The 15,641-nt window shown below is 48.3% G+C and carries 13 protein-coding genes; 12 read left to right on the forward strand and 1 reads right to left on the reverse strand.

What is annotated here, in order from left to right; all coding sequences use genetic code 11:
* Positions 1-16: 16 nt before the first annotated feature.
* Both spoVG and DW915_RS07095 read left to right on the forward strand, forming a co-directional pair.
* Positions 17-307: a septation regulator SpoVG gene (gene spoVG / locus DW915_RS07090; RefSeq protein ID WP_022463229.1), complete on the forward strand. Its 291-nt coding sequence runs from the start codon at positions 17-19 to the stop codon at positions 305-307.
* Between the two features lie 380 nt (positions 308-687).
* A complete protein-coding gene (locus DW915_RS07095; RefSeq protein ID WP_118601398.1) occupies positions 688-1,755 on the forward strand; it encodes a P1 family peptidase in 1,068 nt (355 codons plus the stop codon).
* Between the two features lies 1 nt (position 1,756).
* Here DW915_RS07095 and DW915_RS07100 read toward each other — a convergent pair whose 3' ends face one another.
* Positions 1,757-3,727: a sigma 54-interacting transcriptional regulator gene (locus DW915_RS07100; protein ID WP_118749998.1), complete on the reverse strand. Its 1,971-nt coding sequence runs from the start codon at positions 3,725-3,727 to the stop codon at positions 1,757-1,759.
* A gap of 288 nt (positions 3,728-4,015) precedes the next feature.
* On the opposite strand from DW915_RS07100, the gene DW915_RS07105 reads away from it, so the two are divergent.
* From DW915_RS07105 to DW915_RS07150, 10 genes are all read left to right on the forward strand, one after another.
* Complete coding sequence (locus DW915_RS07105; RefSeq protein WP_118741851.1) at positions 4,016-5,716, forward strand: glutathione ABC transporter substrate-binding protein; 1,701 nt, start codon at positions 4,016-4,018, stop codon at positions 5,714-5,716.
* Positions 5,717-5,856: 140 nt separating this feature from the next.
* A complete protein-coding gene (locus tag DW915_RS07110) occupies positions 5,857-6,777 on the forward strand; it encodes an ABC transporter permease (protein ID WP_055219236.1) in 921 nt (306 codons plus the stop codon).
* 12 nt (positions 6,778-6,789) lie between these two features.
* On the forward strand, positions 6,790-7,674 hold the full coding sequence (locus DW915_RS07115; protein WP_022463234.1) for an ABC transporter permease subunit: 885 nt from the start codon (positions 6,790-6,792) through the stop codon (positions 7,672-7,674).
* A 15-nt stretch (positions 7,675-7,689) separates the two neighbouring features.
* The gene (locus DW915_RS07120) at positions 7,690-8,703 is read left to right on the forward strand and encodes an ABC transporter ATP-binding protein (RefSeq protein WP_117761727.1); all 1,014 of its coding nucleotides are present in this window, start codon (positions 7,690-7,692) and stop codon (positions 8,701-8,703) included.
* A gap of 1 nt (position 8,704) precedes the next feature.
* A complete protein-coding gene (locus tag DW915_RS07125) occupies positions 8,705-9,697 on the forward strand; it encodes an ABC transporter ATP-binding protein (RefSeq protein WP_055219243.1) in 993 nt (330 codons plus the stop codon).
* Positions 9,694-10,494: a M55 family metallopeptidase gene (locus tag DW915_RS07130; protein WP_055219245.1), complete on the forward strand. Its 801-nt coding sequence runs from the start codon at positions 9,694-9,696 to the stop codon at positions 10,492-10,494. Before DW915_RS07125 ends, DW915_RS07130 begins: the two co-directional genes overlap by 4 nt.
* A gap of 43 nt (positions 10,495-10,537) precedes the next feature.
* Positions 10,538-11,629, forward strand: coding sequence for a M42 family metallopeptidase (locus DW915_RS07135; RefSeq protein WP_055265634.1), 1,092 nt, complete (start codon positions 10,538-10,540; stop codon positions 11,627-11,629).
* Between the two features lie 96 nt (positions 11,630-11,725).
* Positions 11,726-12,466 (forward strand): gamma-glutamyl-gamma-aminobutyrate hydrolase family protein, encoded by a 741-nt coding sequence (locus tag DW915_RS07140; RefSeq protein WP_118741852.1) that lies wholly within the window; start codon positions 11,726-11,728, stop codon positions 12,464-12,466.
* A gap of 128 nt (positions 12,467-12,594) precedes the next feature.
* The gene (locus DW915_RS07145; protein ID WP_118741853.1) at positions 12,595-13,905 is read left to right on the forward strand and encodes a CapA family protein; all 1,311 of its coding nucleotides are present in this window, start codon (positions 12,595-12,597) and stop codon (positions 13,903-13,905) included.
* Positions 13,898-15,595 carry a M20/M25/M40 family metallo-hydrolase gene (locus DW915_RS07150; protein WP_158554999.1) on the forward strand — a complete coding sequence of 566 codons (1,698 nt, stop codon included), beginning with the start codon at positions 13,898-13,900 and terminating at the stop codon, positions 15,593-15,595. Before DW915_RS07145 ends, DW915_RS07150 begins: the two co-directional genes overlap by 8 nt.
* Positions 15,596-15,641 lie beyond the last annotated feature (46 nt).

Genomic DNA, 15,641 nt, shown 5'->3' on the forward strand with positions numbered 1-15,641 from the left:
AGGGGCATAAAAGTTTATGAACATTACAGACGTGAGAGTACGCAAGGTAACAAAAGAAGGAAAAATGAAGGCGGTTGTGTCTATCACAATCGATGACGAATTTGTTGTACATGATATCAAGGTGATTGAAGGAGAAAAAGGACTGTTTATCGCAATGCCGAGCCGTAAGGCTACGGACGGGGAGTACCGCGATATCGCACATCCGATCAACTCCGGAACCAGAGAAAAAATTCAGACCATTATCCTGAAACAGTACGAACAGGCGATGGCAGAAGCGGAAGCAGAGGAAGCTGCTGCAGAGGCCTGAGCAAAAAGGAAGAAAGAATGCCCCCGGGCGGAAAACGGAAGTGGTTACGTTTTCCGCCCGGGGGCGTTTTTGTCAGTAAAAACAAAGATGACGATATACAAAAGTATATCGCCATCTTTTTATGAGGGGGGAGATAGTGAGTGGTTTATCAACTATCCGAGCTTTATTATAAAAGGAATATGTGAGCAAAGTGTGTCCAAATTCTAAAAGAAATGGAAAAAATATAAAGAAAAGAAGAAAAATTGTGGGAAGAGGTATGGACAGAAGAGAGAAGAGAGCGTAAAGTGAGAGAAAAATGTATCTTCGGAGTCTTTTTTGTGCCTGTATTTGCGTGAGCTGAAAAATTCCGGGAGTACATCATAAAAAGAGGAGGAAACAGGATGAAACAGAAAAGAATCAGTGATTACGGATATCGGATCGGACATCATGAAAATGGACCGCGAAACAAAATTACGGATGTGCCCGGTGTGCGGGTAGGCCATGCGACGGTGGAAAGTGGCAATCAGCATACCGGAGTGACGGTGATTGTGCCGGGAGAAGGCAATCCGTTTCTGAAAAAGTACCTGGCGTCTGCCTACGTGCATAACGGTTTCGGGAAAACGTGCGGTCTTGTGCAGGTACAGGAGCTCGGAACTCTTGAAACGCCCATTGCCCTGACCAATACACTGAATGTCGGAAAAGTGGCGGATGCCATGATTTCATGGATGATACAGCAGACCCGAAAAGAAGGGGAAGATGTTTTTTCCATCAATCCGGTTGTCGGAGAATGTAATGATTCGAGAATCAATGAGATTTGTAACCGGGTAGTGGGGGAAAAAGAGCTGTATCATGCACTGGAGCAGGCGGATACAGACTTTGCGGAAGGTGATATCGGTGCCGGAACAGGAACTATCTGCTATGGGCTGAAAGGGGGAATCGGATCAGCATCCCGCACGCTGGTGCTTGACGGAAAAACATATACCATTGGTGTTCTGGTACAGTCAAATTTCGGGGCAACCAGAGATTTGAAAATCAGTGGAAAACCGGCAGGAGAGAAGATTCTGGAGCGGATCCGGAAGGAAGAATGCGGAAGCAGCGCCGAAGACCGGGGATCAATTATGACGGTTCTGGCAACAGACCTTCCGGTATCGGAGCGGCAGCTGTACCGGATTATCCGCCGCTGTGGAGTTGGAATCGCCAGAACAGGAGCCTACACCGGCCACGGAAGCGGTGAAATCATGATCGGATTTACAACAGCAAACCGCGTAGACACAAAGAGTACATGTGAGGTGGAAGTGTGTGCCCGGATAAAAGAAGAAAAAATCAACGAGGCATTTGAAGCAGCGGCAGAGGCTGTGGAGGAAGCGATCCTGAACTCTATGGTAACCGCAAAGGAAAAAAGAGGCCTGGACGGAGCCAGATACCGCAGCCTTGCAGAATTTCTGGAAATACCGGGATTTCTGAAATAAATTATTTTTCCAGAACCATACGCCCCAGCTCGGAAATTTCACATCCGCCTTTTGTCCGGTGCACGATGAGATAACCGGCGGAAGAAAGCTCTCCGAGTACGGTGCGCAGAGCCGCTTCGGATACAAAGGTTTCTCCGTCGGCCAGTCCGTTTTTGATTGCCAGGCGGCCTGCTTTCGGATGCGTCGATACGAAAGAAAGAACCTGATATTGAAGGTCGGTGAGGGAAACGTCAGCCATCTGGCGGGAGCGGAGGTACGTTGGCAGATCGGAAAGCTGCAGCTTATGGCTGCTGTACCGGGTAAACAGGCTGCAGGACAGATTGTACAGCTCATGAATATTTCCGGGGTACGCATATTCCTTCAGAAAGCGCAGAAGCCCTTCCGAAAAGATCCGGTCGCAGGTCATATCGGTGTTGTGGAAAAACTGAAGCAGAAAGTAATTGAGAAGATCGGGAATATCCTCCCTGCGTCTGCGGAGCGGGACTGTCTGAAGCTCTGAAGCACTTAAAAGGTGAAAAAGTTCCCGCAGGAAGGTTCCTTTTTCTACTTTTTTGTAAAGGTTATCATCCGCAATAGCAATGATCCGCACATCGAAACGGCGGGTTTCCGGTGCGGAAAAGAAGTTACCATGAACATTGGTAAGAACATTGACCAGCAGATCCTGAATGGAAAGCGGAAAACGGTCCACCTGGGAAAGAACGAGTGTGCCATGGTTGGTTTCGGCAAGAAGCCGGAGCAGGGAGGCTTCGGTCAGATCATTTCCCGGAGAATGAAGAACGGAAAACGGATAATGATGGCGGCGCGAAAAATTGTGGATCGCACGTGCGAGTGTCCTGCGCTGTGTACCGCTTTCTCCCTGGATCAGAATCGGAAAATCAAAAAGTGCAAGATGTCTGGCCTGCGCCATCAGATTCTGGACGGAATCTGCGTGGGACAGGGAAAGGGAAAAGGTACGGGAGGAAGCGAAAAAAGTGCTTTCTTCCGTTTTTTCGTCTTTCGGTACCGACATTTCCGTGGATCTGCTCTCGGGAAGAAACGCAAGAAAAACAGGCTCTGTATCCGGAAAAACCATAGAGAGAACGCTTAACGTGATCTGTGTTTTCTGATCCGAAAGGAGAATGGTCCAGTCACCGTTGCGGTCGAAAGCAGTGTCCGCGTAGGCAGGCGGAAGACATTCCGAAAAAGGCTGTCCTTCAAAGTTGGAGGAGGGAAGCGAGAAGGCATGTGCAAATTTAGCGTTCATGAACTGAATGCGGCCATCCGCACCAAACAGACAGATGCCAATGGGAAGAGAGAACAGGATAACCTGCATGAGCTGTTCGGTCTGTACATAATTTGTATAGTAGGTTTCTGAGGTTTTGACGGTGTGAAGAATCTGATTGACATAATTGCGCGATACACGGTTTACGGTCTGCAGAGGAATGTTGAAATATTCGCAGAGCTGTAAAATAGTGGAAATATCGATGATACGGTTGCCGATATCCAGTACATTGGGAATGCGGGAAGGAACGAGCTGCGGCTCGCCGGCGGTGATGGCAAACTGAATGTCAGACTCGGTATCCTTGCATCCGGGATAAAACGGAACAAAGTCATATTGGGTGATGCCGCATTCCTCAAGCTGGGAAATGATAGCGAGCGTGGAATATTTATCATCGTTTACCAGATAGACACGTTCGTGCGGCGGAATCTGAATGATTTTATCCAGGAACATGTGGTTGAAAACGCGGTCGCAGGGGAGCTGCAAAATGGAGGAGTCAAGGGTAAGCGGAAAGGTTTCCATGGCGCGGACGCTTGGAAAAAGGACGCACTGGTATCCCCGGAAGAGAGAGGGGTCTGTGGCCTGCTCTCTCAAAAGGGTATTGAAGGTGAGATATTCACCGAGCACGGAGTGAAGATAAGACTGAAATTCGGAAAGCATTCGTTTCCGGGAAGAAATGATCAATACGTTGCCAAGCTTTTGTTTTCTGTTCATAAAGGGACCTCTTTTCCTGCTAAAAAGTGGTAATGGGTTAAAAATTAGGATAATTATATCATTTTTGACGAAAATAAACAACCTAAATGCAAAAAGACAAAAAAGAAAAGAAAAAATCAGGAAGAATGCTTTGACATAGTGACGCATTACATCTATAATACCGATTAAGCAAAGGGGCTGTAAAAAAAAGGTAAGGCATCTTTGCTCTTTTTTATATCATGGTTCTGTTATCTGTGAAAAGAAAGAACAAAGAAAACAGCAACACTTGCAGAAAAGGAGGAGACAACAATGAAAAAAAGACATGTAATGCGTGCTCTGGTTGCAGCAGCAACGGCACTGGCACTGACAGCATGTGGATCGACAGGTTCTTCTGACACAAGTAAGAGCACATCAACAGCATCCGCTGCATCGACCTCATCCGGTTCAGAAGCAGGTACGGAGAATACCATCACGATTCCGGCAGGCGAGTCGGTATCCCAGGATTCTGATGTTACGGCAATGGTAGCTGTAGACTTTACCACCATGGATCCGATGGATACTTCCGATACACTTTCCGGTGGTGTACAGCGAATGATGATGGACGGTTTGTTTGGATTTGATGAGAATATGCAGATCATTCCGATGCTGGCAACCAGCTATGAAGCAAATGACGAAGCAACCGAGTATACGATTCATCTTCGTGAGGGCGTAAGCTTTACCGATGGAACTCCGTGGAATGCAGATGCCCTGATTGCAAACGTAAACAAATGGGCAGATAAGAGCCTTGGACTGAAACGTACTACATTCCTCTGCAATGTTCTGGATCATGCAGAGAAGGTAGATGATTATACCGTTAAAATTTATTTAACACAGTCATTCGGTGCTTTCATCAGCAACCTGGCACATCCGGCTACGCTGATCATGAGCCCGAAACAGATTGAAGCAGGAGAAGATGCCTGTGCACAGGCACCGGTAGGAACCGGCCAGTACAAATTTGTTGAGTGGGTTGCCGGTGACCATATGAAAGTAGAGCTGAACAAAGAATGGTGGGGATATGATGCAGACGTCTGCGGCGGAACTGCTCTGGCAGATGCGGATGCAGGATTTAAGAGCATCACATTCAAACCGGTTGCAGAAAGTGCTACCCGTGTATCTGCAATTCAGGCAGGTGACGCACAGATTATGTGGTCTGTACCGACCGAAAGCGTTGACACCTTAAAAGGTGACAGCAACGTATCCGTTGGAATGGGCGACAGCATCGCCGTATGGTACTTCTTCATGAATACACAGAAAGCACCGTTCAACGATGTTAAGGTTCGTGAGGCAATGGCTTATGCAATCAACAAAGAGGCATATATCCAGGTCGTTATGAACGGTTACGGTTCTGTGGCAACTTCTATGGTAGGAGAAGAAGTACAGCACTACAAAGGAAATGATCCGTATTCCTACGATCCGGAAAAAGCAAAAGAGCTGTTAAAGGAAGCAGGATATCCGGATGGATTTACCACAACACTGATGTACAGCAACACGACAGCAAATCAGAAAAAAGCAGAGTTCTACAAACAGCAGCTTTCTGAGGTTGGTATTGATCTGGAATTGAACGGAATGGAAAATGCCGTTCTGAATGAAAAGGTTCAGGGAGCTGACTGCGCAGGAGCAGATGCCGAGGTTGACTGCTACTTAAGCGGATGGTCTACTTCCACCGGTGATGCTGACTGGGGACTTCGCCCGATGCTGGCAACCGAATCTGAACCGCCGATGAGCTACAACATCAGCTACTATGAGAATGAAAAAGTAGATCAGCTTCTCAAAGATGGTCTTGCAACAGCAGATGAAGACAAACGTGGTGAGATCTATGCAGAAGTACAGGATACTGTATGGAAGGATCTTCCGCTGCTCTGCATCGCAAGCGATAAAAACATCTGGGCAACCAGCAACAACATTACCGGAGTATATCTGTTAGGCGATGGAAGCATCGGCATGAGAAATGCCAGAATGGCAGCCGAATAACGGCAGACTGAAATAAGGATATGAAAAAGACCCCGGCGTCCTTCCATCAAAAGAGGGCGCCGGTTTCTTACAAACAGGAAAGCAGGCAGTGATCCGTGGGATTGTACCTGTAGGATAAGCATGAAAGTAGGAGATACAATATGCCAAAATATATACTGAAGCGTATTGTGGGTACGATCCCCACACTGATTATTGTTGTTACATTTGTATTTTTCTTTGTCCGCCTGATTCCGGGAGATCCGGCGAGACTCGTTGCAGGAGAGCAGGCAACACAGGATGACGTAGAGGCAGTAAGAGAAGAGCTTGGCCTCAATAAATCCATTCCGACACAGTATGTTACCTATGTGACAGGACTTTTAAAAGGAAATCTCGGAACCTCCCTTCGCACAAAGCAGCCAGTTACAAAGGAGGTTGCGGGAAGATTCGGAAATACCGTCCGTCTGGCATTTGTCACATTGCTGTGGAGCTCGGTTGTGGGCGTGCTCTTTGGTGTGTGGTCCGGAACACACCGGGGAAAATGGCAGGATTATACCGGAATGACGATTGCGGTCTCGGGTATTTCGCTCCCCTCGTTCTGGATCGGCTTTCTGCTGATTATGCTGTTTGCGGTAAAACTGCGAATTCTGCCGACAACAAGCGGAACGAGCCTGAAAAGTCTGATTATGCCGTCTATTACGCTTGGCGTCGGAATTGCAGCCGTGATCGCACGATTTACAAGATCCTCCATTATTGAGGTTTTAAAAGAAGATTACGTCAGAACAGCAAGAGCAAAAGGAATCAAAGAAAAGGTTGTGATCTGGAAGCATGTTTTCCGCAACTCCATGATCTCCGTCGTGACGGTTGTGGGTCTGCAGTTCGGCTTTCTGCTGGGAGGTTCTGTTGTCACAGAAACGGTATTTGCCTATCCTGGCCTTGGCTCCCTTCTGATTGAATCGGTCAATTACAGAGATTATCCGGCAATCCAGTCCCTGATTCTGATCTTTTCGCTGCAGTTTATCGTCATCAACCTGATTGTCGATATCCTCTATGCGGTTCTGAATCCGGAAATTAAACTTCAGTAGGAGATGAGTGGAATGAAAGAAAAGAAAAAAGTACAGACCGAGAACCAGGAGAGAATTAAAACTCCGTTTTCTGAGATGGTTCGAAAATTTAAAAAACAGAAAAATGCAGTAGTTGCGCTTTGTTTTATCATTTTTCTCATTTTCCTTGCGTTTTTCGGAAGCAAAATTGTGCCGTACGGAATCAATGAGTATGATTACAATGCGATTCTGCAGGGACCAAGTATGAAGCACCTGTTTGGAACAGATGAGTTTGGACGGGATCTGTTTTCCCGTATCATCTGTGGAACCCGGATTTCACTTGCGGTCGGATTCGGCGCTGTTACGGTCGGTGCAGTCTGTGGTACCATTCTCGGACTTCTGGCCGGATATTACGGCGGATGGATTGATTCTATTATTATGAGAATCTGCGATGTCCTGTTCGCTTTTCCGGGACTGATTCTTGCAATCGCCATCGTGGCAATCCTCGGAAGCGGCATGACAAACGTTGTGATTGCGGTCGCTGTCTTTTCTACACCGACCTTCGCACGGCTTGTCCGAAGCAAAACGCTGACCCTGAAAAATTCCGTTTTTGTCCTGGCGGCACGGAACATCGGTGTTTCCGATGCGAGAATTCTGTTTCACCATATTCTGCCGGGAGCCATTCCGGACATCATTGTACAGTATTCCATGTCGTTTGGATCTTCCATTCTGACGGCATCGAGCCTTTCCTTCCTGGGAATGGGAGCACAGCCGCCGACACCGGAATGGGGACTGCTTCTTTCCAACGGAAGAAACTATATGGCAAGTGCAATGTATGTGACGATTTTCCCGGGTCTTGCGATTTTCCTTACCGTACTGAGCTTTAACCTGTTAGGCGACGGACTTCGCGATGCACTCGATCCGAAACTTTCCGATTGATAAGGAGGAGCAGAAGTGGCTACTGATAACGTACTTGAGATAAAAAATTTACATACGTATTTCTATACCGATGGCGGTGTGATCAAAGCAGTAGACGGTGTCGATGTGGAGCTTCGACGCGGCGCAACGCTTGGCATCGTAGGCGAGTCGGGAAGTGGAAAGAGCGTGACATCCCTCTCTGTGATGGGATTACTGGCCGGAACGAAAGGAAAAATTGCTGATGGCGAAATCCTGCTGGATGGCGATGACATTGTAAAGCTGACGAAGGAACAGCAGAGAAAGCTGCGCGGAAGCAAAATTTCCATGATTTTCCAGGAACCGATGACCAGTCTGAACCCGGTCATGAAGATTGGGGACCAGGTGGCAGAATGCGTTCTGCAGCACGAAAAAATATCAAAAAAAGAGGCACTGAAAAAGGCAGAGGACATGCTCCGGAAAACCGGTGTTCCGCGTGTGGAGCATATGATGAAGGAGTATCCGTTCCAGCTTTCCGGCGGCCAGAGACAGAGGGTCATGATTGCCATGGCACTTGTATGCAAGCCGGAAATCCTGATTGCGGATGAGCCGACGACCGCACTGGATGTAACGATTCAGGCACAGATACTGGATCTGATGAATCAGCTGAAAAAAGAGACGGGTACATCCATCCTGTTTATTACACATGATCTTGGCGTTGTTGCAGAGGTCTGCGATGATGTTGCCGTTATGTACTGCGGCCGCGTGGTAGAGCGCGGAGATGTAAAAACAATTTTTGCCAATCCGTCCCACCCGTATACGAAGGGACTGCTGGGATCGATTCCGAGACTGGGAGACGCCGGAAAAGAACTGAAGTCGATTCCGGGTAACGTTCCAAACCCGAAATATATGCCGAAAGGCTGCAAATTTGAGCCGCGATGTCCATACGCTTCGGAAAAATGCCGCGAGGAAGAACCGGGATTTTTCCAGATCGAGGAAGGCCATATCAGCAGATGCTGGCTCTGCGAAAGCGGACAGCTCAAAACAGATCACGTAGAGAAGGCAGGTGACTAGGATGTCGGATACATTACTTAGAGTAGAGGATTTGAAAATTTATTATCCGGTTGCCGGAAGCGGATTTGGGAAAAAGGAATTCGTCAAAGCGGTAGACGGAGTTACCTTTGAGGTGAAAAAAGGCGAGGTATTCGGAATTGTAGGCGAGTCCGGCTGCGGAAAATCCACACTGGGAAGAGGGGTCTGCAAACTGGAAAATCTGACATCGGGCCATGTGTATCTGGATGGAGAAGATATTACAGAGTACAATGACCGGAGAATGCGTTCCATCCGGAAAAAAGTACAGATGGTTTTTCAGGACCCGTATGCGTCCCTGAATCCACGAATGTCCGTTTTTGATATCATTGCAGAGCCGCTGCTGGTGCATCATCTGTATCAGGATAAAGCGGATCTGGAAAAGAAAGTGCTGGATCTTTTGCACCGGGTAGGACTGGATGACTACCATGCAAACCGTTATCCACATGAATTTTCCGGCGGTCAGCGTCAGAGAATCGGAATTGCCCGTGCACTTGCGGTAGAACCGTCTCTGATCATCGCAGACGAACCGGTTTCGGCACTGGATGTGTCTATTCAGGCGCAGGTTCTGAATCTTTTAAATGAACTGAAGCATGACCTGGATCTGACCTATATTTTTGTTGCACATGACCTGAGCGTTGTGGAATACATCAGTGACCGTGTCGGTGTTATGTATCTCGGCAATTTCGTGGAGGTCGGAGAAAAAGAGAAAATTTACAGCAATCCGATGCATCCGTATACGCAGGCACTGCTTTCCGCAGTTCCGGTTCCGGATCCGACGGCAAAAAGAGAAAGAATTCTGCTTGAGGGAAGCATCCCATCCGCCCACAAGCCGCCGACAGGCTGCAAATTCCATACCAGATGTCCAAAATGCATGGAATGCTGCAAAACACAGGCACCGGAGCGATATGAAGTGGATGACGGACATTACGTATATTGTCATCTTTATGATAAAGAAAGAAGGGAACAGCAGAAATGAAGCTTTTTATCAGTGCAGATATCGAGGGCTGTGCCGGAGTGGCACTGACCGATGAAACACATAAGAAGGAAAGCGTATACCAGAGATTTGCAGAGGAGATGACCGAAGAGGTCGTTGCGGCATGCGAAGCAGCACATGAAGCGGGCGCGGATGAGATTGTCGTAAAGGACGGTCACGGAGATGCATCCAACATTGACCCGCTGAAAATGCCGGAGTATGTCACCCTGATCCGGGGAAAGAGTGGTCATCCGTATAATATGATGTATGGTATCGACGACAGCTATGACGGCGTACTGTATCTTGGATACCATGCACCGGCAGGAGATCCCAATTTTTCGATCAGCCACACATCGACAGGAAACAGCCTGTATATTCATCTGAATGGAAAAGTGATGAGTGAGTGCATGCTGAACAGCTATACAGCAGCATCACATCACGTACCGGTGCTGTTCCTTTCCGGAGATGAAGAGATCTGCCGTCAGGCCAAAGAACTGATTCCGGGCATTACGACAGTGGAAACGAAGCATGGTGTCGGTGCGGCAACGTGGTGCAAAGCGAAAGGAAAAGTGATATCCGAAATCCGGGAAGGGGTAAAAAAGGCAGTTGCCGGACAGAAAAAAGAGTGTCAGGTGGCTCTTCCGGAGCACTTTACATATGAGGTAACCTATAAAGACTGGAAAAAAGCGTACACGATGTCGTTTTATCCGGGAATGCAGAAGGTAGATACCTTCACAAATAAGCTGGAGACAGATCGCTGGATGGATATTGTCACAGCACATTGCTTTGTTGTATATTAAGAATATAAATCTGACAGAAACCCAAAGAAAAGAGGATAAAACAATGGATATAGAAATGTTTGGTAAGCTTTCCGATGCATTTGGACCAAGTGGATTCGAGGAGGATGTCATCCGTACCATAGCAGATTACTGCAAAGAATTTGATGTAGAAAATGACGCAATGAATAACCTGTATGTGCGGATGCCGGGAACAAAGCAGGATTCCCGTCCGGTCATCCAGCTGGATGCCCATCTGGACGCATGCGGTTTCATGGTACAGAATATCCAGGACAACGGATGCCTTGGCATTATCATGCTTGGCGGCTTTCATCTGACCAGCCTTCCGGCACATGCGGTATGGATCCGCACCAGATCCGGAAAAATGGTACATGGTATTATCTGCGCAAAACCGGTTCATTTCATGACAACAGCGGAACGCAGCAGTCAGACTCTGGAAATTGAAAAAATGTATGTGGATGTCGGAGCAACCAGCCGCGAGGAGGTTGAAAATGTTTTCGGAATCCATATCGGTGATCCGATGATGCCGGATGTAACCTTTGAATACGATGCAGAGCATGAGATCTGCTTCGGAAAAGCATTTGACAACCGGGCCGGCTGCGCATGCATCGTAGATACGATGAAACAGCTGGAAAAGGAGCAGGCTTCTCTTGCGGTTAATGTTGTCGGCGCTTTTGCAGCACAGGAGGAGGTCGGAACCCGCGGTGCTGTGGTAACAAGCCAGATTGTAAAACCGGACCTTGCCATTGTATTTGAGGGATCTCCTTCCGATGACTTTTTCATCAGCGCAGGACAGGCACAGGGCTGCATGAAGAAGGGAGTTCAGATTCGTATTCTGGACAACAGCTATATTTCCAATACGCAGTTTATTTCACTGGCTGAGGAAGTAGCAGAAAAATGCGGAATTAAATACCAGGAGAGCGTAAGAAGAGGCGGAAGCACAAACGCAGCAAAAATCAGCGTGACAGGAAAAGCAGTTCCGTGTCTGGTGCTTGGTGTTCCATCCCGCTATGCGCACAGCCATTACAATTTCTGCGCAAAAGAAGACCTGGAGGCAGCAAGCGCAATGGCAGCCAATGTCATTCGTGCTTTAGATGAGGAAAAGATCCGTCATATCTGCCATCAGGATGTACTGTAAAATATTCGATAACGAAAGAAAAAGCATGCCGGAAGCGGGTTCACAGGAAAGGTGAAGCCGTTTTCGGCATATCTGGTAAAAAAGGAGAGTTTACAAGTGAGAAAACCGATCATTGGAATCTTGGGAAATACGTATAAAACACAGCCGGGACTTTTTTCAAGCGCGGAGAGAATGTATGTCAACAGCGATTATATCGAATCAGTTCTGAACAACGGCGGAATTCCTATGGCAATTCCGGCAGTTGCCATGAAAGCGGATCCGGAAGGCATACTTGCTGTGTGCGACGGAATTCTGGTTCCCGGCGGAGAGGACTTAAATCCGTGGTATTATGGAGAAGAGCCAAAACCGCAGATCCAGACCATCCGCCCGGAGATCGACGAGGCGTGGTTTGCACTTGGACGGGCAGCAAAAGAGATGGGAATGCCTATGCTTGGCATCTGCAAAGGAATTCAGTTTTTAAATGTCCTGTGCGGCGGTGATCTGTACCAGGATATCTATACACAGAAGGAAACCACAATTCTGCATCTGCAGTCCCTGGAACGGTCTTATCTGCATCACCATGTGGAAATTAAAGAGGGAACCCATCTGGCAGAAATTCTCGGGGCGGGAACCCATGCGGTAAACTCCATGCATCATCAGGCAGTGCGTACGCCGGGAGAGGACATCGTGGTTTCAGCAACGGCGCCGGATGGAACCATCGAGGCGATAGAAAGCCGCAACGGACAGATTGTGGCCGTACAGTGGCATCCGGAAGGGCTGATCCACTCAGCGCCGGAGATGAACCGCCTTTTTGCGGATCTGGTAGAAAGAAGCGGCAGATACAGAGAGAAAAGGTAACGATTTGGAACCATGTAAAAGGAAAGAAAAACCGGGATGGGACTTTTGAACCGTTACGAAAAAATAAGAATGGATAAGAATGCGATTCTAAAAGCAGAGAGCAGGAATCGTTCGGGAGGCAAAAAAGAATGAACAGAACAATAAGAGTATCGGCGGCAGGTGATATTCTGATTATGAAACGGCTTCTGCCGGGATATCAGGATGTTTTGCCGATTCGCGAATTTCTGATGCAGGGAGAGGTTCGGATGGCGAATCTGGAAACGACGATATCGGACGGCAGCTGTTACGCATCGGCGTATTCCGGCGGAACATGGCTGACGGCAGATGCGAAGTGTCTGGAAGATACCCTGCGTTACGGTTTTAATTTTCTTGGGATTTCGAATAATCATACGATGGATTATTCCTATGAAGGACTTGCATCTACGATCAGCGAACTGAAAAAAAAGGATGTGGCATATGCCGGAGCAGGCAAAAATCTTTACGAAGCATCGCGTCCTGCCATTCTGGACACAACAGCGGGACAGATTGCGGTGATTGATATCTGTTCTACCTTTGAAAATGCAGCCAGGGCGGGAAGCCAGACGGAACGGCAGCCTGGCAGGCCGGGCTTAAATCCGCTGCGCTTTTCGGAAAAATATACCATTACGGAGAAACATGCGCAGGATCTTGCAAAGATTGCAGAGGTGACCGGAATCAACGGACTGCGGGATCTGCACCGGCAGGAGGGATTTATAGCTCCGCTTTCCGAGGGTGTCATGGAATTTGGCGGGAAAATGTTTGAAATCAGCAAGGACGGAACAGAGGGAAGAAGCTCCAGCCCGAATCCGATCGATGTGAAACGCACCGTCGATGCAATCCGGGAAGCGAAGATGACATGTGAGGCAGTCCTGGTTATGGTACATTCCCATGAAATCCGTAAGGACAATGACGAGGAAGCGGATTATTTTCTGGAGGAATTTGCACACGCCTGTATCGATGCGGGCGCCAGCGCGGTGATCGGGGGCGGAACGCATCAGCTGAAGGGAATCGAACTGTATCATGACTGTCCGATTTTCTACTGCCTCGGAAATTTTATTTTTGAAAATCAGTATGTACGCCTTCTGCCTGCGGACTACATGGAAAAATATGGTCTGAATATTCACACGGCAGCATCCATCGGAATCGCCAGGCGGCAGGAGCAGTCCTCACATTCCCTCTACGAAATTCCGGAGGTCTATCGGAGTGTGCTGCCGTACTTCGAGATCTGTCAGGGGAAATGCACACATCTGGAGCTTCTGCCGGTCGAGCTTGGTATGGACAGGGAAAAGGCAGAAAAAAATATTCCGTACGTGGCAGACGAAAAAACAGCAGAAAAAATTGCAGAATATCTCACCCGCGTGAGCAAGAGATATGGAACAGAATGGGAATACAAAGAAGGAAGGATTGTACTTCATGCGTAAAAAATGGGAAATAGAAGAAGAATACCGAAACTTTTGCCGGAACAACAAAGAACTTGCGCTGCAGACGCTGCGGGAGCTGACACTGACCCCGACGGAAACGGGAAAAGAAGATCAGAGAATCGCATATTGCATGGAATGGATGAAACAGCAGGGCATGGAGTCGGTTCATACGGATGAGCTTGGAAATGTAATCTGGGAGTATCGGCCGGAACAGGAAAAGAAGGTTCTGTATACGGCGCATCTGGACACCGTGTTTTCGCTGGAGGAGCCGCTGGAGATCAAAGAAGACGGAATGATCTGGCGTTGTCCCGGCATCACAGACGATACCGTGAATGTTGTGATGCTTCTGATGGCGGCAAAATACGTTCATGAGACAGAGCCGGAGCTTCCATGCGGTCTGATTTTTGCAGCGGATCTTGGAGAAGAAGGGCTTGGCAATCTGTGCGGAGTTCGCGCGCTTGTCGACCATTATGAAAAAAATCTGTGCGGAATGGCAGCCTTTGATCTGTATCGGGATAAAATGTATCCCATCTGCATCGGGTCTGTCCGGTATCGGATTTCGGCAAAAACAAAGGGCGGTCATTCCTTCCTGAATTTCGGAAGAAAAAATGCTATTGCAGAGCTTGCGGGCCTGATCGGAGAGCTTTACCGTTTTCAGACGGATGCAGCATCTCATACAACATACAATGTGGGAAAAATAGAGGGAGGAACCTCTGTTAATACGATTGCGCAGGATGCCTCCATGCTGTTTGAATTCCGTTCGGAGGATTACAGGAGCCTGGAAGCCTGCGAAACATATCTGGAGGAGACCATAGCAGCACGCCAGAGTGAGGAGGTACAGTATTCCTGCAAGCTCGTCGGAAAGCGGCCGTGCGCAAGAGAAACCGATCCTGTCCAGATGGCACGTATGACGCGGTGCGCACAGAAAACGCTGAAGGCAGCCGATGGGGAAGAGGCGGTATGCTCTGAAGCATCCACAGACTGTAATATCCCATTGTCGCGGCATATTCCTGCTATCTGCGTCGGTTTCTGCCGGGGCGGGGGAGCGCATACCAGAGAAGAATGGCTCGATGCCGCCAGCGTAGAAGATGGCATGTGTGCAGCCGTAGCACTCGTATGCCGGCTTCCGTGGATGTGCTGCGAGAGCAGAGTCGTTGTAAGGGACGGGATAGAGGATCGAAAAGAGAAAGAGGAAATCCGGCAGCTGCTGGAGCTGTGCGATCAGGATTTCGTTCCGCCGCTTTCCCACCGCAACAGTACATCCCAGACGAACTGGGCCGAGACAGAAGAAAAGACGGATGGAATTGCAGAATATCTGGAGAATATCTGCAGTCAGCATGTGGTGCTGTGGAAGGAAGAGGGAGTCGTGCGGGCCTTTATGACCTGGAAGGATCACTTTAACTGTGAGAATCTGGAAGCATATCCGGATTCCTGCTATCTGACCACCCTCTGCGTCTGGCCGGATTACCGCGGACAGGGAATTTCGGAGGTAATGTATGCAGAAGCAGAAAAGGATATCGCAGCAAAATTTCCGGGAAGCCGGATTACTCTCCGTACCTGGTCCACGAACGGGGCCCAGGAGCATATCCTGGACAAGCTGGGATATAGTCTTGTCCGGCGGCTGAAGGATGACAGGGGAGAAGGAATTGATACGGTTTATTTTGTGAAAAAGGAAGAAAACGACAGATAACATGGTGCTTGCAAATCGCAGCTGAAGATGTCATAATCGGAAGCAT

The organism is Blautia sp. AM42-2, from assembly GCF_003480245.1.
GTDB lineage: Bacteria > Bacillota > Clostridia > Lachnospirales > Lachnospiraceae > Fusicatenibacter > Fusicatenibacter saccharivorans.

What these genes read in the sequence shown, in the direction of transcription:
- DW915_RS07105 (WP_118741851.1), top strand. Translation starts at nt 4,016, where the DNA reads ATGAAAAAAAGACATGTAATGCGTGCTCTGGTTGCAGCAGCAACGGCA.
- DW915_RS07145 (WP_118741853.1), top strand. Translation starts at nt 12,595, where the DNA reads ATGAACAGAACAATAAGAGTATCGGCGGCAGGTGATATTCTGATTATG.
- DW915_RS07095 (WP_118601398.1), top strand. Translation starts at nt 688, where the DNA reads ATGAAACAGAAAAGAATCAGTGATTACGGATATCGGATCGGACATCAT.
- DW915_RS07115 (WP_022463234.1), top strand. Translation starts at nt 6,790, where the DNA reads ATGAAAGAAAAGAAAAAAGTACAGACCGAGAACCAGGAGAGAATTAAA.
- DW915_RS07125 (WP_055219243.1), top strand. Translation starts at nt 8,705, where the DNA reads ATGTCGGATACATTACTTAGAGTAGAGGATTTGAAAATTTATTATCCG.
- DW915_RS07150 (WP_158554999.1), top strand. Translation starts at nt 13,898, where the DNA reads ATGCGTAAAAAATGGGAAATAGAAGAAGAATACCGAAACTTTTGCCGG.
- DW915_RS07100 (WP_118749998.1), bottom strand. Translation starts at nt 3,727, where the DNA reads ATGAACAGAAAACAAAAGCTTGGCAACGTATTGATCATTTCTTCCCGG.
- DW915_RS07135 (WP_055265634.1), top strand. Translation starts at nt 10,538, where the DNA reads ATGGATATAGAAATGTTTGGTAAGCTTTCCGATGCATTTGGACCAAGT.
- DW915_RS07110 (WP_055219236.1), top strand. Translation starts at nt 5,857, where the DNA reads ATGCCAAAATATATACTGAAGCGTATTGTGGGTACGATCCCCACACTG.
- spoVG (WP_022463229.1), top strand. Translation starts at nt 17, where the DNA reads ATGAACATTACAGACGTGAGAGTACGCAAGGTAACAAAAGAAGGAAAA.
- DW915_RS07130 (WP_055219245.1), top strand. Translation starts at nt 9,694, where the DNA reads ATGAAGCTTTTTATCAGTGCAGATATCGAGGGCTGTGCCGGAGTGGCA.